The organism is Actinomycetospora lemnae (assembly GCF_028737315.1).
GTDB classification, from domain to species: domain Bacteria; phylum Actinomycetota; class Actinomycetes; order Mycobacteriales; family Pseudonocardiaceae; genus Actinomycetospora; species Actinomycetospora lemnae.
Genome location: NZ_JAQZAO010000021.1, coordinates 50,748 through 75,036, shown reverse-complemented (window position 1 = coordinate 75,036; position 24,289 = coordinate 50,748). Strand labels below are relative to the sequence as shown.

General features: G+C 69.8%; 22 protein-coding genes. 12 read left to right on the top strand and 10 right to left on the bottom strand.

Annotated features, from left to right (window positions below):
* Positions 1-407 precede the first annotated feature (407 nt).
* The 6 genes from PGB27_RS28540 (at position 408) to PGB27_RS28515 (ending at position 5,522) form a co-directional block, all read left to right on the top strand.
* Complete coding sequence (locus tag PGB27_RS28540) at positions 408-1,139, top strand: RNA polymerase sigma factor (RefSeq protein ID WP_332843893.1); 732 nt, start codon at positions 408-410, stop codon at positions 1,137-1,139.
* 313 nt (positions 1,140-1,452) lie between these two features.
* Positions 1,453-2,049 (top strand): DUF3734 domain-containing protein, encoded by a 597-nt coding sequence (locus PGB27_RS28535; RefSeq protein WP_274203839.1) that lies wholly within the window; start codon positions 1,453-1,455, stop codon positions 2,047-2,049.
* 301 nt (positions 2,050-2,350) lie between these two features.
* The gene (locus PGB27_RS28530; protein ID WP_274203838.1) at positions 2,351-2,731 is read left to right on the top strand and encodes a histone-like nucleoid-structuring protein Lsr2; all 381 of its coding nucleotides are present in this window, start codon (positions 2,351-2,353) and stop codon (positions 2,729-2,731) included.
* 226 nt (positions 2,732-2,957) lie between these two features.
* Entirely contained in the window at positions 2,958-3,083 is a 126-nt protein-coding gene (locus PGB27_RS28525) for a hypothetical protein (protein WP_274203837.1), read from the top strand.
* A 343-nt stretch (positions 3,084-3,426) separates the two neighbouring features.
* Positions 3,427-4,404 (top strand): endonuclease/exonuclease/phosphatase family protein, encoded by a 978-nt coding sequence (locus PGB27_RS28520; RefSeq protein WP_274203836.1) that lies wholly within the window; start codon positions 3,427-3,429, stop codon positions 4,402-4,404.
* Between the two features lie 857 nt (positions 4,405-5,261).
* A complete protein-coding gene (locus PGB27_RS28515; protein ID WP_274203835.1) occupies positions 5,262-5,522 on the top strand; it encodes a MoaD/ThiS family protein in 261 nt (86 codons plus the stop codon).
* A 367-nt stretch (positions 5,523-5,889) separates the two neighbouring features.
* Here PGB27_RS28515 and PGB27_RS28510 read toward each other — a convergent pair whose 3' ends face one another.
* Positions 5,890-6,414: a hypothetical protein gene (locus PGB27_RS28510; RefSeq protein ID WP_274203834.1), complete on the bottom strand. Its 525-nt coding sequence runs from the start codon at positions 6,412-6,414 to the stop codon at positions 5,890-5,892.
* Between the two features lie 717 nt (positions 6,415-7,131).
* Here PGB27_RS28510 and PGB27_RS28505 point away from each other — a divergent pair.
* The gene (locus PGB27_RS28505; RefSeq protein ID WP_274203833.1) at positions 7,132-8,019 is read left to right on the top strand and encodes a hypothetical protein; all 888 of its coding nucleotides are present in this window, start codon (positions 7,132-7,134) and stop codon (positions 8,017-8,019) included.
* A 378-nt stretch (positions 8,020-8,397) separates the two neighbouring features.
* Here the strand turns inward: PGB27_RS28505 and PGB27_RS28500 are convergent, their stop codons facing one another.
* Complete coding sequence (locus PGB27_RS28500) at positions 8,398-8,979, bottom strand: hypothetical protein (RefSeq protein WP_274203832.1); 582 nt, start codon at positions 8,977-8,979, stop codon at positions 8,398-8,400.
* 828 nt (positions 8,980-9,807) lie between these two features.
* Here PGB27_RS28500 and PGB27_RS28495 point away from each other — a divergent pair.
* Complete coding sequence (locus tag PGB27_RS28495) at positions 9,808-12,516, top strand: LuxR C-terminal-related transcriptional regulator (protein WP_274203831.1); 2,709 nt, start codon at positions 9,808-9,810, stop codon at positions 12,514-12,516.
* Between the two features lie 48 nt (positions 12,517-12,564).
* On the opposite strand, the gene PGB27_RS28490 is transcribed toward PGB27_RS28495, so the two are convergent.
* Positions 12,565-14,202, bottom strand: coding sequence for a flavin-containing monooxygenase (locus PGB27_RS28490; protein ID WP_274203830.1), 1,638 nt, complete (start codon positions 14,200-14,202; stop codon positions 12,565-12,567).
* A 143-nt stretch (positions 14,203-14,345) separates the two neighbouring features.
* Here PGB27_RS28490 and PGB27_RS28485 point away from each other — a divergent pair, with 143 nt between their 5' ends.
* The gene (locus tag PGB27_RS28485) at positions 14,346-15,518 is read left to right on the top strand and encodes a serine hydrolase domain-containing protein (protein ID WP_274203829.1); all 1,173 of its coding nucleotides are present in this window, start codon (positions 14,346-14,348) and stop codon (positions 15,516-15,518) included.
* 117 nt (positions 15,519-15,635) lie between these two features.
* Here the strand turns inward: PGB27_RS28485 and PGB27_RS28480 are convergent, their stop codons facing one another.
* The 3 genes from PGB27_RS28480 to PGB27_RS28470 form a co-directional block, all read right to left on the bottom strand.
* The gene (locus PGB27_RS28480) at positions 15,636-16,079 is read right to left on the bottom strand and encodes a PucR family transcriptional regulator (RefSeq protein WP_274203828.1); all 444 of its coding nucleotides are present in this window, start codon (positions 16,077-16,079) and stop codon (positions 15,636-15,638) included.
* Between the two features lie 185 nt (positions 16,080-16,264).
* Positions 16,265-17,560, bottom strand: a complete 1,296-nt coding sequence (locus PGB27_RS28475; protein WP_274203827.1) for an AraC family transcriptional regulator — start codon at positions 17,558-17,560, stop codon at positions 16,265-16,267.
* A gap of 104 nt (positions 17,561-17,664) precedes the next feature.
* Positions 17,665-18,213, bottom strand: coding sequence for an STAS domain-containing protein (locus tag PGB27_RS28470; RefSeq protein ID WP_274203826.1), 549 nt, complete (start codon positions 18,211-18,213; stop codon positions 17,665-17,667).
* Between the two features lie 412 nt (positions 18,214-18,625).
* On the opposite strand from PGB27_RS28470, the gene PGB27_RS28465 reads away from it, so the two are divergent.
* Positions 18,626-18,868 (top strand): hypothetical protein, encoded by a 243-nt coding sequence (locus PGB27_RS28465; protein WP_274203842.1) that lies wholly within the window; start codon positions 18,626-18,628, stop codon positions 18,866-18,868.
* A 168-nt stretch (positions 18,869-19,036) separates the two neighbouring features.
* Positions 19,037-19,816 carry an exodeoxyribonuclease III gene (gene xth / locus PGB27_RS28460; RefSeq protein WP_274203825.1) on the top strand — a complete coding sequence of 260 codons (780 nt, stop codon included), beginning with the start codon at positions 19,037-19,039 and terminating at the stop codon, positions 19,814-19,816.
* A 284-nt stretch (positions 19,817-20,100) separates the two neighbouring features.
* Here the strand turns inward: xth and PGB27_RS28455 are convergent, their stop codons facing one another.
* Genes PGB27_RS28455 through PGB27_RS28445 form a run of 3 tightly spaced genes read right to left on the bottom strand, consistent with a single transcriptional unit; the run spans position 20,101 to position 22,071 of the window.
* Positions 20,101-20,463, bottom strand: a complete 363-nt coding sequence (locus PGB27_RS28455; RefSeq protein WP_274203824.1) for a hypothetical protein — start codon at positions 20,461-20,463, stop codon at positions 20,101-20,103.
* A gap of 16 nt (positions 20,464-20,479) precedes the next feature.
* The gene (gene scnC / locus PGB27_RS28450; protein WP_274203823.1) at positions 20,480-21,208 is read right to left on the bottom strand and encodes a thiocyanate hydrolase subunit gamma; all 729 of its coding nucleotides are present in this window, start codon (positions 21,206-21,208) and stop codon (positions 20,480-20,482) included.
* A 38-nt stretch (positions 21,209-21,246) separates the two neighbouring features.
* Positions 21,247-22,071: an SH3-like domain-containing protein gene (locus PGB27_RS28445; protein ID WP_274203822.1), complete on the bottom strand. Its 825-nt coding sequence runs from the start codon at positions 22,069-22,071 to the stop codon at positions 21,247-21,249.
* A 246-nt stretch (positions 22,072-22,317) separates the two neighbouring features.
* Between PGB27_RS28445 and sbnA the strand changes: the two genes are divergently transcribed.
* The gene (gene sbnA, locus PGB27_RS28440) at positions 22,318-23,325 is read left to right on the top strand and encodes a 2,3-diaminopropionate biosynthesis protein SbnA (protein ID WP_274203821.1); all 1,008 of its coding nucleotides are present in this window, start codon (positions 22,318-22,320) and stop codon (positions 23,323-23,325) included.
* A 10-nt stretch (positions 23,326-23,335) separates the two neighbouring features.
* Here the strand turns inward: sbnA and PGB27_RS28435 are convergent, their stop codons facing one another.
* Positions 23,336-24,274: a LysR family transcriptional regulator gene (locus PGB27_RS28435; RefSeq protein ID WP_274203820.1), complete on the bottom strand. Its 939-nt coding sequence runs from the start codon at positions 24,272-24,274 to the stop codon at positions 23,336-23,338.
* Positions 24,275-24,289: the final 15 nt, after the last annotated feature.

Here is a 24,289-nt window from a genome sequence, read left to right as displayed (position 1 = left end):
GCATCCCCTCAGCCCGGTGCAACCGGCGGATCTCCGCCCAGTCCTCCACGCTCAGCACCCCTCACTAACGGCAAGGGGGTCCAGATTCACCCGTCGCCAAGGGGTCAGCTTTCAGCCGTCGTCAGCACCCGGCAGCTTGATCCGCCCGCCTCTCACCAGCAAGGGCCGCAGAACTTCTTCGCACCGCGCCATGACGGCGGCCCTACGGGCCGGCTCTGCTGATCGTCGAGCGCGGCCCGAGAGATCTTCTGCTCTTCGACCCTGGCTGGTGAGCCTCCGCGGGCGGACGCGGCGCCCCCGGGGTGGAGGCAGAAGAACGCCTCCACCGCCAGGACGCCGGGCCCAGTCACGCGACTCGGTCTCGGGAGTCCATCGGAGTCGGCGACTTGACCGCGCGAGGCCCAGGGATGTCTCGACGGCCCGCTCGGCGCCCTTCGGGCGGTGGAGGCGCACGCGCCTCGCACCCACCGCCCCGGGGCCCACCAGCCCCGACCTTCTCCTCCCGGTCGGAGCCCACCATGACCACCCAGCCTGATCAGCCGACCAGCGACCCGCGCACCGACACCCGGACCGATGAGCGGCTCCTTGCGGACCACGTCGCCGGGGACCGCGAGGCGATCGCGGTGCTGGTGCACCGCTACCAGCGGATCCTGCTCGGGGTGGTGCGCGGGCTGGCGTGGTCGAGCCGGACCCCGAGGCCGTGGTGCAGGAGGTGTGGCTGCGCGTGCTTCGCAGCGCGGCGACGTTCTCGGGCGGGCAAAGGTGTCGACGTGGCTGCACCGGATCACGGTCAACGAGGCCATCACCGCCGCCCGGCGCCGCCGGACGGACCGGTCGGTGCCGGTCGGGGCGTTCTACCGCTACGACCGGCCCGAGCGCAGCGACCCCGGCGACCCGGCGGGTGCGGTAGTCGACCGGGCGCACGCTGCCGCGCTGCTGCCCGAGCTGCTCGCGTGCTGCCCCGCGAGCAACGCCTGGTGCTCGAGGTGCTCCACCTCGACGGGCTCAGCATCGCCGAGACGGCCGAGCTGCTCGGGATCGCCGAGGGCACCGTCAAGTCCCGGGCGCTCCGCGGCCAGGCCACCATCCGCGCCCACCTCGCCGGCCGTCCGGCGCGGCAGGACGACCCCGCCCGGTAGACCCGCGGGGTGATCTCACCGTCGACCGTCCCCGCCCGCACCTCGCGGGCGGGAACGGACGTCGGCCCGGCTGCGTCCAACCCGACATGACGACCAACGACCACGACACCTGGAGCGAGCCCATCGACGGCTCCCTTTGCGGGCGCGACGCTCGCCGCAGCGAGGTCGGCCGGCTGTTCGCCGCGGCTCTCGATGGGGATCGGCGCGCCGAGGCAGCGCTGCACGTGCTGGCGGGTTCGACGACGACGCCCACCGGGCGTCGTTCGCGCTCCTCGGTGCCGGCCGCACCCCCGGCGACGCTGCGACGCCGGGCTTGCTCGCCAGCATCGACCGGGCGCTGGCCGCCCTTCGCGACGACGACAGTCGGGGCACCCTCGCGGCGGACCACTATTGGGACGGCGGGTTGTTATCCAACACCCCGCTCGGGCCGGCGATCAACCCGCTCGAGCAGCGGGCGGGGGGTCGCGCGCAGTGGAGCGGGAGCTCATCGTCGTCGAGCTGTTCCTCGATGAACGCGCCGATCCCGCGCACCTTCCCCGAGGTGATGCAGCGGGTGGCGCAGCTGCAGTACACCAGCCGGCTCGCCCTCGACAGCCGGTTCTTCGACGAGATCAACGACGTCGTCGACCTGCTCGCGCGGATCGAGGACGAACTCCCCGCCGACAGCACCATCCACCAGGACGCGGTCTTTCAGCGGCTGCGCGCTCACCGCAAGATCGATCACCTGAACGTGGTCACCTCCAGCCTCCCGCCCGAGCTGTCCAACCCCGCCGACTTCTCCCGCGCCTCGATCGAGGCGCGTATCCAGGCCGGCTACGACGACGCCCGCCAGCAAGGCATCGGCGACGTGGACGCCGCGGGACTGCGGTTCGGCATCACCGGAACGCCCAACCGCAGTCGGCTCGACTGACGAAATCAAGACGCAGCTGACGAAGCCCGGTAAGCACGGCCCGACCCCTCTTGCTGCCCGCCGGGTTCCCCGCTTCTCGTGGCCCAGTGCCCTGCGGTGAGGTGGCCGGTGGCGATGGCGCCGGGGAGCGCGCGGAGCCCGAGGGCGCCAGGCAAAGCGGGACAGCTGAACACGAGAGGGCGCCGCACGAGCGGTGACCAGCACTCCTGGCCTATCGTCGGTCTTGCTCGGGATCGGTGTGGCCAGTGGCGCACGGGTGGGGCTTTCCGGAGCACCCTGACCCGGGCGCGAAAGGAAGCCGATGGCGCAGCGGACTGTCGTCACCCTCCTCGATGATCTGGACCAGAGCCCGGCCAACGAGACCGTCGAGTTCGGCCTGGACGGCGTGAGCTACGAGATCGACCTGTCGCAGGACCACGCGCGTGCGCTGCGCGAGGGCCTGGGCGAGTTCGTCGAGCACGCCCGCCGCACCGGCGGGCGCCGGCGGACCAGCGCTGCTGGGCGGTCGGGGCCGCGCTTCGAGTCGCGCCGCCACCAGCACGACGGTGCCGGTGGGCGCACCGGCGTGGATCGCGAGCAGAACCAGGCCATCAGGCAGTGGGCCCGCACGCAGGGCATGACCGTCAACGAGCGGGGCCGCATTCCCCGCGAGATCACCGAGGCCTATCACCGCGCCCACTGACCGATCGACCTGACCCCCGCATTGGCGGGCGTACAACCTTGCGACGACGCACGTGTTCGCCGCTGAGTCCACGTGAAATCAGCGTCGCGGCGCGTCGCGCCGTGCACCCGCTCACCGGTACTCCGTCCGCGGCGGGTGGCTGTCCTCGGATCCTGCCCGCAGGTGAGCCCACGTCGGTCCTTCGAAACGGTGCGTCGATGTGAGCGCTCAGGTGCAGGTTCGGCTCATGGACGACGAGCAGAGCAAGGTTGTGGGCGCTGGACTGCCCGCCGAGGCGGTCGACGAGGCGACGAGGCCGGTGGCCGATCAGCAGGCCCGCGGGCTGCCTCCGCGATGGCTGTGGCGCCGCTGAGTGGGGACGCCGAGTCATACTGGCAGGGCCTCTTCGCCCAGCTCGAGGTGGAGGCTGACCAGCTTCGGGCCCACCGGCATCGGAGCTCGTAGCGGATGATCCTCAACCTCGGCGCCGCAGGCGCGATAGCGGGGGCCCCGCTCCCGACACTTCGGGCCCGTAGGGCCCGGCTGGGTGGGGGCATCTCTCGCAGAGCGTGTGCCTCCCGCGGTGGGGCGGCGGCGACTGTCACTCCTACGGCGTCACGTCTTCCCCGTTCGGCCCTGTGTCGGTGACGGCGCCGGTTGTTGGCTGTGCGTGAAGTGCTGGCTTGAGGGGGCGAGCTCGGCGGGGGGAGTAGGCGATGGCGACCTCGTACTACGTGGCGTGGTGGAACCTCGAGAACCTCTTCGATGAGGAGAACGCCCCGCCCGAGCGTCGTCCGGACAAGGTCAAACGCGCCATCGGGGAGGACATCCGGGGCTGGACGCCGGCGGTGCGCGACCGCAAGGTCGCCCAGCTGGCGTCGGTGATCGCGCAGATGAACCACGCCCAAGGCCCCGACCTGCTCGGGGTGTGCGAGGTCGAGAACCGGTTCGTGCTCGACCTGCTCGTCGACGCGGTGCATCAGCTGCTGCCCGACCGGTCCTACGCGGTGGTGCACGCCGACACCCAGGACGCCCGCGGCATCGACGTCGCGTTCCTCCACGAGACCACCCTGCTCACCCCCGGCGAGGTGTTCTTCCACGTGGTGATGCGTCGCAACGCCACCCGCGACATCGTGCAGGTCGACTTCACCACCGCCGCGGGCACGAAGCTGGTGGCCTTCGGGAACCACTGGCCCTCGCGCTCGGGAGGCCAGTACGAGTCCGCGGGCTACCGCCACATCGCCGGGGAGACACTGGCCTACTTCCACCAACGCGCCCTCGAGGTCCTCGGCCCCGACACCCCGGCGATCGCCATGGGCGACTTCAACGACGAACCATTCGACACCTCGCTGAGCATCCACGCGCTTGCCACCCGCCAGCACCAGAAGGTCGTCGACGCCGACAACCCCTACTTCTGGAACCTCATGTGGCCCCTGGCCGGGGCGCCCGACGGCAGCTTCTACTACCAGGGCGTGCCCAACCAACTCGACCAGTTCCTGGTCAACAAGAACATGATCGGCACCGCGGCGAGGATCAGCGTCCAACCGGGAAGCGTGGAAATCCTGCGATACCCGGACACGTTCGAGGGCAAGTACCGCAAACCCCGGATGTTCGGCGGCATGGGCAAGAAGGTCGACCAGCACGGCTACTCCGACCACTTCCCCATCGGGCTGACCCTCACCGAAGCCGACTGATGGAGAAGAACCGACTTCGGAACGGCTGTTGCCGATATCCACGGCCCAGAAACAGTTCAGTAGACGAGCTGGCCGCCGAGAAGCTACCTCACGATGCCCCCTTCGCCAAACGACAACGAGAGCGGTCCACGTAGTGCTCGAGACGGCAGAGGTTGCGAGGGAACTACTACTCGATCTCCGCGCCGAGCTGCCACGGCTGGACACACGAGCCGCAGCCGGTACGGCGTTGAACGGGCGGTACTTGTGACGAGCGTGACGCAGAGGCTCCCCGACCCGGTCTACTTCCTCGGCGTCGTAGCGGCCCGTCCTTCTGGCCCTGGCGCTTCTATTTTTCCTCCGAGTCCTGCTGAGTTTCTCTCCCGATCAGTTACCCACTGACACCTCGAAAAATCGTATCGCCCGATTGCTCCGATTCAGCAGAGAGGCGCGAACAGATGCTCAGCACCTGCTCCGCCTCTGAGATCGCGGCCGTAGCCAGACACTACGATATCGCACTATCTACTGCAGCTAGCTACGTACATTGAACCCGCGACCGGCGCTCGAGGACCGTCCTCGTGCTGATCTGCGCGTGGCGACGAGCGGTGGTCGGCCCGACACCCTCGGGGTCGACGCCAGCTGCGACGGCGGCCTGCACCGGGCGACACGTCATGCCGGAGCACGGACTATCGACCCTGTCGAGGCGATGGACGTCAATACGACGATGAACTCGCCGGGCCGGCTGCCCGGCTCGGCGGTGGCCGCACGGTGCGCACGCCGACCGTAGGAACGGCAGGTCCGAGCTATGACCGGGCTTGCCCGAGCGTGAGCGCCGCCCACGGCAGGAACCGGGCGGGCAAGGAAAGGATGTGTCGAACTCCGTGAGCGCTGGCACCGCGACCGTGCGCTACTTCGGTGGAGCCAAGACCGCCGCCGGTACACGAAGCGAGGTGGTAGCTGTGCGCGCCGGCGCCACCGTCGACGGCCTGATCGCGGCTCTAGCCGCGTCCCACGGCGAGGCCCTGGCCCGGGTGCTGGCGGCGGCGAGCTTCCTGCTCGATGAGGTCGCCGTACACGACCGCTCGGTCGTCGTTCCCGATGGCGCGGTGGTCGAGGTGCTCCCACCGGTCGCTGGCGGCTGACCACCCCGCGAATGCCACCGGCATCTTCACTGCAGCGGCCGGAGTGAGCTCTCACGCAGGGCCCAGGCCGATGATCTCTAGTTGATCTCGATCCACGAGCTGATCCACGAACTGCATCCCTCTAATGCCCGTGACGCCTAGTGGATCACCCGTGGTGCCCGCTGGTGACCAGCAAACCTGGCATGCGCGCAGTAGGCACATAACTACGGATCAGATGCTTCCCGAAGCTGTAAAGACTTTCTGTATGTCCTTGCGTCGGGCCGGACGGGCTGGCTGCGGCGCCGCCTCCTGCCTTCGGCCCGGCGTGCCGCGCGGTCACGCCCGGACAGGCGACACACTCGGCTCGCCAAGGAGAATTCTCTCCGGGCTAGGCGCCGAGACCAATGAGCGACGAAATTCGCGGGTCACTCACGGTCCACCAGTCGATAACGTTGACCGCGGCCCCTCGTACTCGATCTGAGACTTCTTCTAGACGGTATCCGTCAGCACGCGCAAGGTCGGCCGCCAGCGCCGCTTGTGTCTCTTGCAGCAGGTCAACTGTAATAGCAATGTTCAGGCGCAAGGTATCTGAAGATACTAGTCCAGCTGGGATTTCTCTGTCGCACATCACTGCCGCCAACCCGTCTTGTTCAACGACGTAGGGAGCGCCAATGCCGACCGAGGTGCGCCAAGTAGCGACATATCTGTAGAGGTCGAGGGTGGGCACAAGTCCCACTCGAGCGCAGCCGAAGACACTGATCGCGGATTTCGGGTCCTCGCCCCAGATTGCGATTACGACGAGCGTATTGTTGTACACGTAGGAGTAGGCGTCGAAGTCGAAGGCGGGAGCCTCTTCGAAGATGTCGCCCTGCTGTTTCCGGCGCTCGCCGAACCGCTGGACTGTCTCGAGCATTTCGGCACGACTTACGCCCGTTGATGTCACACAACCCCCAGAGTCTCCGGCAACCGTCGATGTGGCTACTCGCACGTCGTCAATCGAGATGTGGGTGTTACAGATCGCGGGGCGCTCGCTGCCCCCGCACCGCAGGCGACCTCCAGGGAGGGGTAGGGCAGGTCTCCCCGCCGGTCAAGGGCGTAGCACCCCAGGGCCAGGGGACCAGGTCGTTCTGGTTCGCCCCGACTCCCGCCGAACCCGGGCGAACCACCCCCACTGAACCCGTGGCGCTTCAGCTCACTAGCGCGCTGTTCCTTACACGTCTAGTGCTTCATCCGTGACCGTCTTGTTGCGGCGTCGTTGGTCAGCCCAGACCTAGAAGCACGGCCGACGGGGCCGGTTAGCCATCTTCTCCGTCGGCCTTCGTGTTCCGGCGACCCCTCGGTCGTCGAGCTGTGAGGGGCGTCTTCGATGATGGTGCGTGCGTCGGCTCGTAGATGTGCTCATCCCGGCGGCGTCCGAGCACGGTGGCACGGCGTCGCGGGGTTGAGCGCACCGAATCTCGCGCTGTTGGTGGCCCTGCTGGTCGTACTGACCGGTGGATCGGCCGCCGCCGTGCCGACCGACGCGCGGGCGGACCTGAGAGGGCCGGCTGCCGCCCTGCCGGCGTGGGATTCGGGGGATTAGTGCGATCCGGCCGCGGTGCTCCGTCGGCCACCGTTCGCCCCGAGGGATGTGAGTCTGCAGAGCACGTCGTCCTACCCGGGGCCGCCGATGCAGCCCGCCCCGGCGAGAACGATCTCCGACGCGGAACTCCTCGCTGCGCTGACCAGCACGCTCCGCCGCCGGGGGCCCGTGGCGCTGGCCAACGGACTCGCGACCTACGCCGACCCACGAGTGAAAGCTGTCGTTCCCGACCGTCAGTTGCGAGCCGCGTTGGCGTCGCTGGCCGGCTCTCCTGGGGAATACGCGATGAATACGGTGCGCGCCGGCGTGTACCGCCGAGTGGTTTTCGGCCCCACTGGCGACGGAGCCATCGCCTGGGTGGGTCCGTCAGCGGACTCGAGCCAGCCCACAATCACGTTCAACCAGCGGTACCGCTACGAGGACTTCCGTCTGCTCGGGGTCACGTTCTCCCACGAGACCCTGCACCAAGACCCTGTGGTGAATCCCAACGAGGAGACGATCGCGGGCGCGCTCGACCGCGCGACCCACGGGCGGCTGCTGTTGGAGAACCCACGGCTGGCCAGCCTGCGCACCGAGCTGTCGCGACGGAACAACACCGCGCTGACCGCTCTGCTCAACACCCGGGACGGGCAGGGCCGCCAACGACTGCGCCATGACAACCCCACGGTCCTTCCGCGAAGCACTACCCCGCCCCTGCCTAGCTACGCGGCCATCACGCTCGGGTCCACCGGCGGCACTACCAACACGAACCCCGCCGTGAGCCCCGGCAACGCCGCCCTGGACCACTATCTCGGGCGCACTACCGACGCGCGACCGGTCGGCGCGACGTTCAGCTCGGCGACGATCGACCTTCTCGACGCCCGCCAGAACTGGGCACGGCCCGACGAACGCGTTCGTCTGGCTCGCCTGCTCGCGCTCGACCTAGGGCCCTGCTGACCCGATCGGCGTAGTCGACCGGCCACCGGTTCGGCGGCCGCGGTACAGCACGACGGAGCCACTACGCCCCCTGAGCCTACCTCTCCGGAAACATATCTCGAGTGTTACCGCCCATGGCTCCGTTCGGCCTCAACGCGAGATGCATCAGGGAACACGGGCTCCGCGCCTGCAGGTAGAGGTCTAGCCGACGACCTGCACCAGCATCGAAGGCGGTGGTCGCTGCTTCGGTAGGGCTCGCCGGTCCATGCCGCGGTACCTCTCGCGATCCGTCGGACCTGCCGTGGCCTGACCTCTCACGACCGCGGGTCTCTACCAACGGGGTCGCGCCGTGACCCGCCTCTGCGACGGTTTGCAGCCGCAGCTCAAGCGAGCGGCAAGTCAGCGACGGCCCAGGACCTGATTGACGACGGCGAGGGTCGGCTGATTGAGGTAGCTAGTCAGCTTCTGCGCGGCCAGCGCACAGCCGCCGAGGACGTCCCGGACTTGCATAGCGTTGGTGTCGTCATGGTGCACGACGTAGGTGTCGGGGTTTAGCCGCGGCAGGGTGGCGAGCGCGGCGGTGTAGACCGCGGCCGCGGCCTGGTCAGGGGCGGCCCACATCCGCATGTCGTGGAAGTCGCCCTGCCCGAACGTGGGAGCCATGACGCTGCTGTAGAAGAAGGTGAACAGCGCCGCGTGGGCTACCAGCATCAGGTTGCTCGAGCGGGCCGCGCCGTCGGTGACCGCGGCGATCCAGCGCCACGGTCGACTGTCATCCCACGAGCCTCCGCAATCCATCATCTCGCGGACGAATCGCTGACTGCTCGGTGCGTGCACCGGCGAGTCGGGCGAAGCGCCGGCCTGCGCGATCGCCAGGACCGCGGCGCGCACCTCGACATCGCCGCCAGCTCCGGTCTGTGCCTGTTCGAAGCGCGTCAGCAGGGCCTGGAGGCGCTGCTGGTCCCCGGCTTGCTCCCGCACAGCCCAGTCCGGCCGCACTCCTGACCGCTCGGCACTCCCGCGAGTAGTGGCAGATCGATCGCGCGCGAACAAGGTCATGGGTCCCCCAGGCTCAGGCCGGAACCGCTCCCGGCTCTGGCGGGTTCTCGCTCTTGCCCAGGTCGTCCGTTACGGAGGCGAGGTGGGGGCGCGGCCTCCGAGAGCGCGGTCATGCCAGCGACGCCACGACGTTCACCCGAGCCTTCCCATAAGCCGTCCACTACCTATCAGGCCCGCGGCCGCCTCCACCCCCGAGAAGTCGGTACGCCCAGGACTGCAAGGCCCGGACATGGATGGCCACACGTGGCCTCCTTCGTGGCCTCAAACACCGTCGCCTCCTGTGCGGCGCTGAGCTTGGTGTGACCGCTGACGTGCACCGCTGGACGCAGAGAGGATGCCGCTCACGGTGAGGCACTTACTCGTAATGCGTAGGTCGTCGGTTCGATTCCGACAGGCGGCTCCGTAGGTCAGAGGCTGTTTCCGTCCTCAAGAACAGCCCTCTGGCCGACCTTCGTGCAACGAGTCGTGGAACGTATGTCGTCGACGGTCGTTCCATGGCCTCCTCGACGTCCCGCACCAGGCGCGCGCGGCAACGTCACCCTCCTGCCGAGCGGGATCACGCGACCAGCATCCCAGCTACCCGACTCCGCCGGACCCGGGGCGAACCCCGCAGTGCGGCTCGTGCTGCCTGAGCCCGTAGCCGAGTCGTCGCGCGGCGTCCCGGGGTCCAGCCCACCCGAAAGGGTGGGTAGAGGTGCATCGAGGGTGAGAACGTGGTGTCCGTCACTCGGTCGAGGACGGGGGCTGCTGATGACGGTCGCTCAACGGCGTGCGGTGCCGCAGGACGCCTCGGTCCGGTTCCGCGCACCGGCCCACGTCCACAACGTCATCGAGCGGAGTCGGCTGCTGGGCCTGTTGCAGGACAGCGGGGTACGCCGCCTGACGGTGATCCACGCGCCGGCGGGGTACGGGAAGACGACGTTGGCCGTGCAGTGGCTCGAGAGGATGCGGGCTGGCGGTGCGGTCGTTGCCTGGCTCGGGCTGCACCGGGACGACAACGCGTCGCACTGGTTCCTGTCCCACCTGCTCGAGGCGGTCCGGCGCGCCGTGCCGGCCGAGGAGGACGTGATCGGCGATCTCGTCGAGCTGATCGAGCAGAACGCCGAGGACATGCAGGGCTACACGCTCTCGGTACTGCTGGAGCGGATCGCCGCCCAGGACCGGTCGGTCGTGCTGGCGTTCGACGACTGGCACCTCGTCGAGGACGCGGATGTTCATCGGGCTCTGGTGCACGTGCTCGACTTCGCGCCGCCGAACCTGTCGGTCGTGCTGACCAGTCGACGTCGTCCGGAGTTGCCGATGAGCCGGCTACGGGTCCGAGGGCAGCTCATCGAGCTCGACGCACAGGTGTTGCGATTCGATCTCCCCGAGACCCGAGAGTTCCTCGTCGAGCTCAACGGGCTGCGGCTCGACGGTGACGACGTCGCGCGGCTCTCGGAGGGCACTGACGGCTGGGTCGCCGCGCTCCAGCTCGTGTCGTTGTCGTTGCGCGCGGCCGCCGACCCGGCTGAGCTGATCCGCGGGTTCTCGGGGCGTCACCACTCGGTGGGGGAGTACCTCGCCGAGAACGTCCTGGACGCGCTCCCCTCCGAGATTCTCGACTTCCTCCTGGCCACGTCGGTCGCGGACCGGCTCTGCGGCGATCTCGCAGGTGCACTCGCCGGCCGTGCCGACGGCCAGGCGATGCTCGAGGATCTCGAGCGCCGTGACCTGTTCCTGCGTCCTCTCGACGACGAACGTGAGTGGTTTCGCTACCACCACTTGTTCGCCGACCACCTGCGGCGGCGGCTGGCGCGCGACCAGCACCCCCGGGTTGCTGCTCTGCACGTCACCGCCTCGGCGTGGTTCGCCGACCACGGACTCGTGTCCGAAGCGGTGACCCACGCGCTCGCGGCCGGCGACGTGGTGCGGGCGACGGATCTCGTCGAAGCGCACGCCATGCCGTTGGTCGAGCACAGCCGCATGGTCAGCCTGCTCGGGTTGATCGGGAGGCTGCCGGCCACGGCCGCGGACGACCGGCCTGCGCTCCTGATGGCCGTCGCGTGGGCGAACTGCCTGCTCCAGCGCACGCGTGAGGCGCAGGCGGCCCTGGACCTGTTGCGCCCCGTCCTGCCGACCCCCGACCGGGACGACGACCTGCACAACGAGGCCGACGTCGTCCAGGCCTGCATCGACATCTACGGCGATCGAACCGAGCGCGCCGAGTCGCTCGTCCGGCGCAGCCTGGACCACCCCCGCAGGTTCCGGCCGTGGGTGGTCGCGGTCGCGGCGAACATCCAGTCCTTCTGCGACATCTACGCCCGGCGCCACGAGGCCGCGCAGGAGCGCCAGCGGTGGGCGCGTCCGTTCCACGACCGCACGACGGGACCCTTCGCCGGCGTGTACGGGCGCTGCTTCGCCGGGGTCGCCGCCTTCGAGCAGCTGGACGTGCGCGGCGCCCAGGAGCATTTCCAGGACGCGGTCGAGCTGGCCAGGGCCTCCGCGGGACGCCGCTCGCACGCCGCACAGCTCGCCGGGGCCTTGCTCGGAGAGTTGCACTACGCGCGCGGCGAGATCGACGCGGCCGAGCGGCTGCTCGTCGAGAGCGGAGAGCTCGGCGCCGAGAGCGGCGTCGTGGACTTCATGGTCGCGAGCTACGCGCTGCTCGCGCGCATCAAGGCCCGCCGCGGCGCACCGACCGAGGCCGCGGAACTGCTCGCGGAGGGCCACCGCGTCGCCGAGCGCCTGGACCTGCCCCGGTTGCGTGCGGCGGTCGGGGTGGAACGGATCGACCAACTGGTGGCGGCGGGCCGCGTGCGCGAGGCGCGCAGGGTCGTCCGCGAACTCCCGGAGGGCCTGGACCAGCGGGGCGGGATCGGCGTCGTCATCGAGCAGCTGCGGACCACGGGTCTGGCTGCCGTCCACGCCGCCGAGGGCGAGCACGACCGGGCCGCGGCGTTGCTCGAGGGAGTCGTCGCCGACGCCGCGACACGCGGCCAGCGCCGTACCGCGGCAGCGGTGACGGTGCGCCTCGCGGCGACCCAGGAGCTGGCCGCGCGCCGTCTCGCCGCGGAGCGCACGCTGGCCGCGGTGGTCGGACCCGTCCTCGAGGCCGGCGCTCCGCAACTGATCCTCGACGGCGGGCCACCGGTCGCGGCGGTGGTGGATCGCCTGCTCGCCCGCAGCCGCGCCGGCTCCTGGCCGGTGCCCACCGAGGAACCGTGCTCGCCCGAGGTGCTCGCCGGGCTCGCTTCGCTCGACGACAGTCCCGTGACGGGTGGGTTCGACCTCAGCGGTCGCGAGGTCGAGATCCTCGAGATGCTCGCGGTCGGCCGGACCAACCAGCAGCTCGCGCAGTCGTTGGCCGTCACCGTCAACACGGTCAAGTGGTACCTGAAGAGCATCTACAACAAGCTCGGGGCCGCGAACCGGACGGAGGCCGTCGCCGTCGCACGGCGCGCCGGCGTCGTCGCGGACTGAGGGTGGACAGGGCGGCCCGACCCGGTCGGCGCCGCCCGTGGGCGCCCCTCAGCGGCGGGTGAAGGCCGGGTAGCCCGCGGCCGCCTCCTCGTCGCACTTCTGGCGGTAGGTGCCGACCCCGCCGATGTAGGACAGCAGGCGTCGTGGCTTGCCCGGGACGTTCGAGCCGAGGTACCAGGAGGTGGTCCGCGGCACGATCGTGGCGCTCGCGACCTCCTCGTGATGCTCGACCCAGGCGTCCTCGCCCTCGGCGGTGGGCTCGATGGTCGTCTTGCCCTCCGCCCGCAGGTCCTTGACGGCGTTGGTGATCCACTCGGTCTGCTGCTGCAGGCAGGTGGTCATGTTGCACAACGCCGCCGAGGGTGCGAGGGGCACGGCGGTGGTGAGCAGGTTCGGGTAGCCGTACTTGGCCAGACCCATGGTGGTGCGGATGTCGCGCCCCCACTCGTCGGCTAGAGAGCGGCCGTCGCGCCCGCGGATGTCGATGCGGGTCAGGGCTCCGGTGCCGGCGTCGAAGCCGGTCGCGAGGATGATGACGTCGAGCTCGTGGTGCGTGCCGTCCTCGAGCTCGATACCGGTCGCGGTGATCTGCGCGATGGGGTTGTTCCGCACGTTGACCAGGTCGACATCGTCGCGGTGGTAGACCTCGAGGTAGCCGTTCTCCAGCGGGACGCGATGGGTGCCGAAGCCGTAGTCGGTCGGCACCAGGGTGTCGACGAGGTGCGGGTCGTGGCGCAGCCGCTCGCGCATCTTCCCGCGCACGAACTCCGAGATGACCTCGGAGACCTCCTCCGAGAAGAACATCTCGCCGAAGCCCGCGAGCCAGAGCTTCAGCGAGCCGTCCTGGTAGATCTCCTCCAGGATCGCCTCGCGCTGTTCCGGGGTGCAGTCGGCCCAGGCGTGCTCGAAGTCGTACTCGAACCCGGTGAAGGTGTGCGGGATGGTCTCCCGCAGCTCCTCGAAGCGCGCCTTGTAGGCCTGCTGATCCTCCTCGCTGTAGGTCGGGTTCTTCATCGGCAACGTGTACTGCGGGGTGCGCGCGAACACCGTGAGGTGGCCGGCCTCGCCGGCGATGGACTGGATGATCTGGATGCCGGTCGCGCCGATCCCGACCACGCCGACGCGCTTGCCGGCCAGTTCGAGGCCCTCGGCGGGGTAGGAGGAGCTGAAGACGAGCTCTCCCCGGAAGTCGTCGGTGCCTCGGATGTTCTTCAGCGGCGCGGAGAGCATCCCCGCGCACGAGATGAAGAACTGGGTGTCGACGATGTCACCCTGGTCGGTGTGCACCAGCCACCGTCCGCGGTCCTCGTCGTAGTTCGCGACCGTGATCCTGGTGTTGAACTGGATGTCCTCCCGCAGGCCGAGTCGATCGGTGACGTAGTGCATCCACCGCTCGATCTCGGGCTGACCGGGGAACTTCTGGCTCCACGACCAGTCCTTGTAGAGGCTCTCGTCGAACAGGTACTGGTAGATGTAGCCCTCCGAGTCGAACCTGGCCCCGGGGTAGCGGTTCCACCACCACGTTCCGCCGACGTCTCCGGCGGCGTCGAACGCCCGCACGCGTAAGCCCTGCTCGCGCAGCTGATGGAGCTGGTAGAGCCCGGCGACCCCGGCGCCGAGGACGACAGCGTCGACCTCCGATGTCGCGGCGGGTTCCCTCGTGTTCTCAGGAGCTGATGTCGTCACCGTGAGGTCCTCTCGTCAGGTGGTCCCGATCGCTCTGCAGTGAGGCTGCGTGCGTCCGGGCCCGAGACGACCACCCAGAGGGGTGGGAGACCTGGGTCACTTCCCGGTTTGGATCAGGAGCGACGCCAACCGAGGAGGCCCAGGTGCCCAGATCGATCGACGGAGCCGGTATCGACGACGTGCTGTCGTCCGCGGTGGAGCGCGGCGGCGTGCCGCACGTTGCCGCCATCGCGGCCGACGCAGACGGGGTGATCTACGAGGGCGCGGCAGGCGTCCGTCTGACCGACTCCGGTCCGCAGCCGGTCTCCACCTCGACCCACTTCCGGATCATGTCCATGACCAAGATGGTCGCGACCACGGCGGCGCTGCAGCAGGTGGAGCGCGGCGAGCTGGACCTCACCAAGCCGGTCGCGGACTACGTCCCCGAGTTCGCCGAGCTCCAGGTGCTCGACGGCTTCGACGGCGACACCCCGAGGCTGCGCGCGCCGAAGTCGCAGGCCACCGTCAAGAACCTGATCACCCACACCTCGGGGCTGTCGTACTGGTTCTGGAACGCCGATCTCAAGAAGTACGAGGACGTCACCGGTCTGCCCAACGTCGTGCCGGGCGACCTGGCGGCGTTCGGGGCGCCCCTGGTGGCCGACCCGGGCACGAAGTTCGAGTACGGCATCAACACCGACTGGCTGGGCAAGGTCGTGGAGGAGGTCGCCGGCACGACCCTGGACGTCGTGATCAAGGAGGGGATCACCGGACCGCTCGGGATGGACGACACCATGTTCGCCCTCGACGACGGGCGCCAGGGCAACAAGGCCGCCGTGCACGTGCAGGGTCAGGACGGCACCTGGGGCTCCGCCGGGAACGTGTTGCCAGACGATCCCCAGTGGTGGGCCGGCGGCCACGGGCTGCACTCCACTCCGCGGGACTACATTCGCTTCGAGCGCGCGCTGCTGCGCGGCGGCGAGCTCGACGGGGTCCGCATCCTCGACGAAGCCACGGTCGACGCCGCCTTCACCGACCAGCTCGACGGCGCTCTCATGCCCACGGCCATCGAGAGCGCCGACCCTCCGATCACCGGCACTCTCACCCTCGGGGAGGGCTGGACGTGGGGCTACGGCCTGCTGCTCAACACCGTCGACCTGCCGGGCGCCCGTCGGGCCTGGACCGGGGCCTGGGCGGGCCTGTTCAACACGCACTTCTTCGTCGACCGCTCGACCGGTGTCTGCGCGTCGATCTACACCAACTCCCTGCCCTTCATCACCGACGAAGCCTGGCAGCTCTACGGCGACGTCGAAGCCGCCCTCTACTCGAGCCTCTGAACGGGAACCACATGGCCGACACCCCGCGGGCTGTGGTGGCGGACCGCGTCGTGGCGCCCCACGCCGCTGCGTCCGCCGGTCTTCCGGCCCTGAGCGCCGCCGTTCCTCCCGTGTCGCTCACTCCGAGGTGGGCAGGACGGCCGGCTCGGCCACGACGGCGGCCCGCACCGCGACGTGCAGGTTGCGCCGGGTGTCGCTGTGGCCGAGGTCGTGCCCCGACAGCTCCCGGATGCGGTGGAGGCGGTAGCGCAGCGTCGAGCGGTGGATGTGCAGCGCCGCCGCGGTGGCGTCGTAGTCGCCGCCCTGGTCGAGGTAGACCCCCAGGGTGTGCACCAGGTCCGCCTGCCGTTGCGCGTCGTAGGCGAGCAGGATGCCGATCCAGTCCTCGACGAACGCGCCGGCCTCCCGGCGCCCCTCGGGCGTGGCGAGGAGCCGGTGGAGAACGAGGTCCTCGAACGTGATCAGGCCCCGAGTGTCGGGCTGGCGCATGCGGACCGTGAGGGCCTGCATCGCCTCGCGGTGCGAGCGGGGCAGGTGTTCGGGCCGCTCGACGAAGTCCACGTTCGTGTCCTTTCTCGGGAGCCGGGGAGGGTCAGGCGCTCGTGGCGGGGGCGATCTCGCCGTCGTGGATCGACAACAGCTCGGTGCGGGCTCCGCACCGCGGGCGCTTCGAGCTCCACCCGCTCGACGCCGTCGGTGGCCAGGATCGCGACCGAGCGCTCTCGGCGTTCGTCTGCCATCACCCGTCACCTCTCGTTTCCACCGGTCCTGTGGCAGGCCGGGACCGGCCGGATGCACGAAGGGGACGGACCACGGGGCAGCCCTCGGCCGTCTCCTCTCGACCGAGCAGCGCTGTCCTCGCGTCGGTGCTGCCCCACTCGTCTCGGCCGTGACGACAAGGGTGTGGTGGGGGCGGCGTGAGCGAGCACTGGGCCTGCGGACACGACCGTAGGGGCTGACTTAGGCGATCCCGAGACGGAATCCGCGCGTCGCCGGGCCGGAACCCGCACCAGCCGCCGGGTGCTGCCACCCGCTGTTCGCGGCGGGGACGAGGTGGGCTCAGGGCGAAGTCGCGTCGGACAAGGTGGCCGAGGGGGCGGCGGCGAAGCGACGCCGGTAGGCGGCGGCGAACCGTCCCGAGTTGGTGAATCCCCACCGATGAGCGACGTCGATGACCCGCACGCCAGGGCCGTGGGCGGCAGCTCGTCGTGGGCGCGATCGAGGCGGATCTGCTGGAGGTACTGCTTCGGGGTGAGGCCGAACTCGCGACGGAACCCGGCCTGCAACGCCCGCACCGAGAGCGCCACCGCGCGGGCGATCCCCTCAACGCTCAGCGGCTCGTGGGCGTGCAGGCCGATGTACTCGGCGGCGTCGTGGATCGCGGAGCGCCCTGAGTGCCACGGGGCGCCCGAGCGCAGCACCCGCGACCACGAGTTCGGCTGGCCCAGCAGCAGGGTGCCCAGCACCTGCTCCCGCAGCTGGGCGACTGCCAATGGGTTGACCTGCCCGTCCTGGGCAGCCCCGACCAGTGTCCCCAGCAGCCGGGCCTGACTCAGTGCCGCCGGGGTGACCGTGGCGGAGTCCAAGACCGGGTCGAACGTCAGCCCGTCCACCTCACCCGGCAATTCAGTGATCATCTGGGCGGCCAGACGCCGCAGATCGCTGACCTCGACCCGCAGCACCAGCAGCGTCAGCTGCCCGTCCCAGTCCATGACCAGCTCCCCGTCCGGCGTGCCCAGGAATGCATGGGCTCCCGACGCAGCCTGGAACGACACCCCCTTGTGGGCCACCTCCATCGACCCTGTCAACGGCAGGCACACGGCGAGGTAGTCATCGAGCGGGTCGGCGCGCACCCGCAGCGGCACCCCGTAATCCAGACGGAGCATCGACAGTCCCGGGCCCTGGAACCCATCGACGCGAGCGGTGAACTCCCCCCGGCGCGACGGAGCCACGGTGTGGTTCGACATGAGTTGGTTGACCTTCGCAACCAGCTCGTCCAGGTCGCTCGTGTGCACCAGCGGGGAACCGAAGCGTTCGATCATGACACCTGCTCATCCCGCAGCGCCGACCGCGGATGTCGGTCCGGGACCGGCGGAGCGCTGTGATGGCGACGCGCCCGCCCTCGAACTGCGAGAGGCTCTCGACGTCACGACCACGAGCCAGGCGCTGACGACGAACGCGCACGATAGTGGAGCGACGGTTCCAGGGATACCGCCGCCGGACGGTGTTCCGCGCTGTGTCCGAGTGAGAGGGCGACCGGCGTCGTGGCCGGCGGTGGTCCGGCGGCGTTGGCGGTGTGTGGCAGAGCAGTGGCGAGGTCGGGATAGATCTCGAACAGCGTCTCGTCGTCGAGGACTGCCCGGGCCACCTCATGTGCTGCGGGGTCGAGGACGACGCGAAGATCGACGTCCGCGTCGCCTGCCTCGTAGGCCAGGTCGCGGAGCACGACCGAGGCGGCGAACTCGGCATAGCGAACGGCCGTGAGGTCGATCAGGAGCGGGTGGTCGGAGTGGGCCAAGAGAGCCTTGGCCACGCGGCGCAGCTCAGCCGCGGCCGTCGCGTGGAGAATGGGACCAGCCGTGATCACCCGGGTGCCGGTCCGTCTATCAGTGATCGACGGCCTCGGTCGGTCGACCTTGGGATCGAGGCCGTCCCCGGTGTGGCGAGCGTCTACCCGGTCATCGCTGGTGTCCATCGCGGGGCCTCCCCATTGATCATGTCGCGGTCGGCGTTCGAGGGTTCGCTCTCGCAATCTCGCCAGATGCAGAGAACGAGGTCGTGAGGGGTGCTCAGTGGACGGCATCAGCTCGAAGGAGTGCGCGCGGGATCGTCGCTGGACACCGGCTCCCCGTCGCCGTAGGCGCAGGGCGGGAGCCCCGGGCCGGGCGAGGACCGCGACGCGGACCGGAGTGTCGGTTCGCCAGCCTCGGAGCTCTCGAAGCAATCGTCGCGCTCTGCGCGTCCGTCATCGCGCCACTCCATCGCTTTCGACTACCCCCACCAGTCACGCGACACCATGCAGGCATGTCAGCGGTATGACATCGACTCCGCGGGTCAGAGCTGCGCAGACGAGTTCGCGTGCTCAGGGCGAACACTTCGCCGAGGGCGTGCTCAACCTGGTCTCAGAACTCTGGGTGGTCGTTGCGCCGCTCCGGGAGGTCGAGCAAGACCTCATCGCCGTTCGTGGCGAGGTCGAAGCGGCAGCGTTGGTCAATGATCGGTTGTGGGAGCTGCTCGAGCCGTCGATCCCGCCACGGCCACCGGCGCGTGGTCCGAGTGGACGGCCGCCGATCGACGACCGGGCCGCGCTGGAGGGCATCTCATCAACCTGCGCCGACTGGTCTCCCTGACCGAGTTCTGCCCGCCACCAGCGATGACTCGCAGCCCGCCGGCCCGGGGACCGAGCGGACCCGGTCCGCCACCGGCCGCGGCCTGATGCCAGCCGGATAGCGTGACCTCGTGGCGGTGCGCGAGCTGGCCTTGGTCGTGGTGACGGTGGGACGAGGCGCACCGACGAGATGAAGATCGCGACCTACAACGTGAACGGCGTCAACGGCCGGCTGCCGGTCCTGCTGGAGTGGCTTGCGGAGGCCCGGCCGGACGTCGTCTGCCTTCAAGAGCTGAAGGCGCCGCAGGAGAAGTTTCCCGCGGCCGCCCTTCGCGACGCCGGGTACGAGGCCGTCTGGCTGGGACAGAAGAGCTGGAACGGGGTCGCGATCCTGGCTCGCGGCGAGTCGCCGGCGGAGACCCGACGCGGTCTCCCGGGCGAGCCCGATCCGGGGCAGTCGCGCTACATCGAGGCGATAGTGAACGGCATCGTGATCGGCTGCCTCTACCTGCCCAACGGCAACCCGGCTCCCGGTCCCAAGTTCGACGACAAGCTGGCCTGGTTCGAGGCGTTCATCGGCTACGCCGCGAGCCTGCTCGCACGCGGCGTTCCGGTCGTCCTGGCCGGCGACTACAACGTGATGCCCACCGACCTCGACGTCCACAAGCCGGAGCGCTGGGTCGACGACGCCCTGTTCCGCCCCGAGGTGCGCGACGCGTTCCACCGGCTCGCCGCGCAGGGCTGGACGGACGCGCTGCGGACGCTGCACCCGGGCGAGCGGATCTACACCTTCTGGGACTACGTCCGCAACGCGTTCGGCCGCGACGCGGGCCTGCGCATCGACCACCTGATGCTCAGCCCGGCCGTCGCCGCCCGGCTCGTCGCCTCCGGCGTCGACCGCGGCGTCCGCGCCAAGGAGAAGACCAGCGACCACGCGCCGACCTGGATCGAACTGACCGACCCGCGATGACGCGCCCACTTGCGCGCTGCGACGGACCTGTCGACTGGCCGGCCCTCTTCGGCGAGCACCCGCGCGGCGGGCGTGCACGTCCTCGGGTGACCAGCAGACCGAGGACGGATGCGAGCAGGGATACGTCCCCCGCAGCCAGTGCTGACGAATCCAGACGACTCGGACCATCAGGCCGCTGCCCCGAGGGGCCTCGTGGTGATGCGCAGCTCGTCGGTTGGATGCCGACAGGCGGCTCCACCTTTCCCCCGGGTCGGACGACGTCGGCACGATCCACCGGGGCCGGATCAGGCCCCGGCCGCGTCGAGTCGTGCGCGTACCGCCTCCAGGCGGGCGGCCAGTTCGTCCTCGTCGACGACGTTCCGGGCCACCAGCGAGTGCGCCAAGGCGACGAGCTGGTTCTCGGGGTAGGGCAGGGAGGTGTACACCTCCCGGGACATCCGGTCCTCGTCGTCGCGACGGGTGAGCAGGGGCAGCGTCGCGCCCTCCTCGTCGAGCGCGTCGCACGTGGCGTCGAGACTGGATTTCCAGGGTGGCACCGGATTGGTGACGCGATACCGCGCTGCCATCCGTTCCCACGTCTGCCCGCGCTCGACGATGTGCTCCAGCGTCCGTACGCGGACGGAGGAGATGTCGTGGTCGGTCGTCATGTCCTCTCCCCGTGGCTCAGTCGCTCGTCACCGGGCGGATCGCGGGATGCAGCGGGCGGGTCGCGTTCGACGTGACCCCGGGCTTGGGCAGGGCGACCCCGATCAGGCAGTCGCGAGTGACGATCTCCGCGAGCTGCTCCTCGCTCCAGCCCTCCGTACCGTCCGGCCGGACCGGGAGAACCATGAACCTGTGCTTCGAGTTCGAGTCCTCGACGCGGACCTCGACGTCCTCGGACAGGTAGAGACCGAACTCCGCGAGGACCTGACGCGGCCAGCGCACGATGCGGCGGCGGTAGTTCGGCGTCCGGTACCACTCCGGTGACATGCCCAGCATCGGGCGGGGATAGCAGGAGCACAGGGTGCAGACGATCACGTGATGGAGCGTCGGGGTGTCCTCGAGCAGCTCGAACGCGGTGAAGTCACTGGGGGTGCCGAATCCGGTCGGGTGGAGCCAGTCGATGCCCATCTCCTGCGAGGCGGCGATGGCGTCGTCCAGTGCCAGCCGCCGGAAATCCGGATCGACCCAGGCCTTCGCGACGAACCGGGACCCGGCCGCCGGCTCGAGCTGCTCCACGTGCTCGGTGTAGCGCCGGTGGTCCTCGGCGGTGAACAGGCCCTTCTCGATGGCGAGCTCTCGCAGGGCGATCTCCAGCACCTCGAAGTCGGTGACCTCCTCGACCATCGGTGCCGTGCCGGCGTGCTGGTGCGTGTCGTGCCCCGACCCGTCCAGGTCCGTCTCCGCCATTCCGTCTCCCTCCTCGTCCCCGCGGTCGATGCGGCCGCTCAGACCGCCGGTCGGAGCCACCGCTCCGAGATCTCGGCCTGGAGCGTGTCGTTCGCGCACCCCGTGTAGGCCTCCCAGAGGTCAGCCAGGCGGAAGCGCACGATGTAGAACCACTCCGATTCCTGGTCTTCCCGGTCGAACGCTTCGTCCTCCGGCGCCAGGCTCTCGTAGGAGACCTTGACCACCGTTCCGCTCGCGCCCCTCAGGTATTCCTGCGTGCGCGTGTAAAAGATGGTCGGCAATTCGCGCACGGACACCGCGTCGCCGACCGCGAACCCGGGCGTGCCCGCCGTGCCGGCGAAGCACTGCGGATCACCCTTGCCGACGGCATCGAGGTGGTGACGGTTCCGTGCGACCGCCTCGATGTCCCCGGTCGTGCGGGGCGCGGCATCGATGGGTCCGCCGGTGCCGCCGGCGTGACGATCCCGGACCTCGCTCACCCGCTCGATCAGCTCACCGAGCGTGATGTGCCTCTTGTCCACCAGGACACGGGCGATCGCCCACAACCAGCGGCCGTAGTAGGGCAGGCCGAGGTAGTTCGTCCGCCCGAGATCGACGTTCCCGATCCGTCGGCGTTCCTCTGATGTCCAGATCCCCCGCCATCCCAGGACCTCGCACGTGACGAACGTGTTGAGCTCCCACTGTTCCTCCTCCTTGTCCTCGAACAAGGCGGGGGCGTCCGGCTCACCACCGACGTCGTGCGGGGTCTTCATGTAGGCCTGGTACGTCTCGTGATCGATCTGATCGGGATAGGCCCAGTCCTGGACGCGGTGCAGCGCCGCACGCATCTGGCTCGAGAGATCGCCCATCACCGAGTTGCCCACGACTGTTCCCCCTGTCGCCTCACCGGGCTAGCCCGAACGGCAGAGTAATGTGAAGCGGCTCACTCCGGAAGGGGTCGATGGTGCGGCGACGACCAGGCGCTGTTCCGGCGCGCCGGGACGCGGGGTCGGGGGACAGCCCCACCTGGCTCGGGTGGTCACACCATCGCTGCGGCGGTCCCCGGAACCCATGCTTCTCGAACAGATCAGGAGCACGCACCGGGACAGCGCAGAGTCGAGGAGGTCGCCATGACCGTCATCACCGGTCCCCAGCAGTACAACACCGACGACCTCTTCGTCGACCTGCGCACCACCGTCGGGCACGACCTGTACCTCAAGGTCGAGGGGATGAACTTCGCCGGCTCGGTGAAGCTCAAGGCGGCGGCCGCCATGGTCGCGGCCGCCGAGGCGGAGGGCCGCCTCAGGCCGTGGTCGATCGTCGTCGAGTCGTCGTCGGGCAACCTCGGTGTCGCCCTGGCGATGGTCTGTGCCAACCGCGGCTACCGTTTCATCTGCGTCACCGACGACCGCTGCAACGTCCAGACGCGGCGGCTGATCGAGGCGTTCGGCGGCGAGGTCCACGTCGTCGACGTGCCGCACCCCGAGACCGGGTTGCTCGGTGCGCGGCGCGAGTACGTCGCCAGGATCTGCGACGGGAACGCCGACGCCATCTCGCTGAACCAGTACGAGAACCCGGCGAACCCGGCTGCGCACTACGCCCAGACCGGCCCGGCGATCGCGGCGAACTTCCCGAACGTCGACGTCGTGTTCGTCGGCGCCGGGACCTGCGGGACGTTGATGGGCACCGCGCGCTGGTTCAAGCAGCACCGCCCGCACGTCACGGTCGTCGCGATCGACGTCGAGGGCTCGGTGAGCTTCGGCGGACCGGCCGCGACCCGGCGGATCCCCGGCCTCGGCATGGGGATGACCCCGCCCGCGCTCGACCGCTCCCTGGTCGACGACGTGGTGGTGGTCTCCGAGTCGGAGACGCTGCGGATGTGCCAGCGCCTGGCCATGCGCGGGTTCCTGTTCGGCGGTTCCACCGGCACCGTCGTCGCGGGTGCCCAGGCGTGGCTGAACCAGCACGGCCGGCCGGGGATGACGGCGGTGACGCTCGCGCCCGACTTCGGCGAGCGCTACCTCGACACCGTCTACACCCCGGCGTGGCGCGAGGAGCACTACGGCACCCGGGCCCGCCTCACCGGCCGCCACACCCTGCCCGCGCAACTGCCCACCGTGCCGACGACGGCCGCGTGATCGGTCCTCGTCACACCACCCCGCTCGACGCCGGCAGCCGCCCGATCACTTCCTGGAGGGCCGCGATGAACCGGCGGGGCGCCGAGTTCTGCCGCTCCCGACGGGACCCGGTCACGGTCAGCACCCGCGAGCCGACGTCGACGGCCGAGGCGAAGACGCTGACGCCTTCGGTGCGCAAGTACGACAGGGTCAGGTCGGGCACGATCCCCGCACCCAGGCCCGCGGCGACCAGCGCGAGCATCGTCCGGGACTCCGTGCAGATGTGCTGGTGGCCCGGTTCGACGGCGTACTGCGCGCAGAGCCGGTCGAGCATCTGCCGGGTCGGGCGGTCCTCCGGCGACGTCACCCAGGTCCCGGCGAGCAGTTCCTCGATGCCACCGGGCATCGCCCACAGTTCCGGGTAGACCATGCGGAACGATTCCCGGTAGAGCTCGTCCTCGATCAGTCCGGGATAGGGCGCCGACGCCGGATTCGTCCTCTCGGTGTAGCGCTCGCCGATGAGCAGATCGAGGTCGCCGGCGCGCAGGAGATCGGTGCCGCGCCGTTCGTCCACCTCGATCACCTGGATCTCCAGGGCCGCGTCGGTGAACGCGAGCTGCTGGATGGCCGGCACGACGAGATGCCCCAGCGCCGTCGCGAAGCCGCCGACCCGCACGGTGCCCGACGTCCCCTCGCGCAGGCGGTCGGCCTCCCGCTGGACCTCGGCGAGGGCGACCGCGACGTCGTCGGCGCGCTGGGCGAGCGCCAGGCCGGCGCCGGTCAGGCGCACGGTCCGCCCACCTCCGCGCTGCGTGCGGTCGAGCAGGGGGAGCCGCGCCTCCGTCTCCAGCCGCGCGAGCTGCTGGGACACCGCCGACGCGCTCATGTGCAGCGCCGTCGCGGCCGCGAGCACGCTCCCGGTCCGGTGCACCGCCCGCAGGACGAGGAGGCGGTGCGGGTCGATCGGCATGAAGCAATGCTTCAC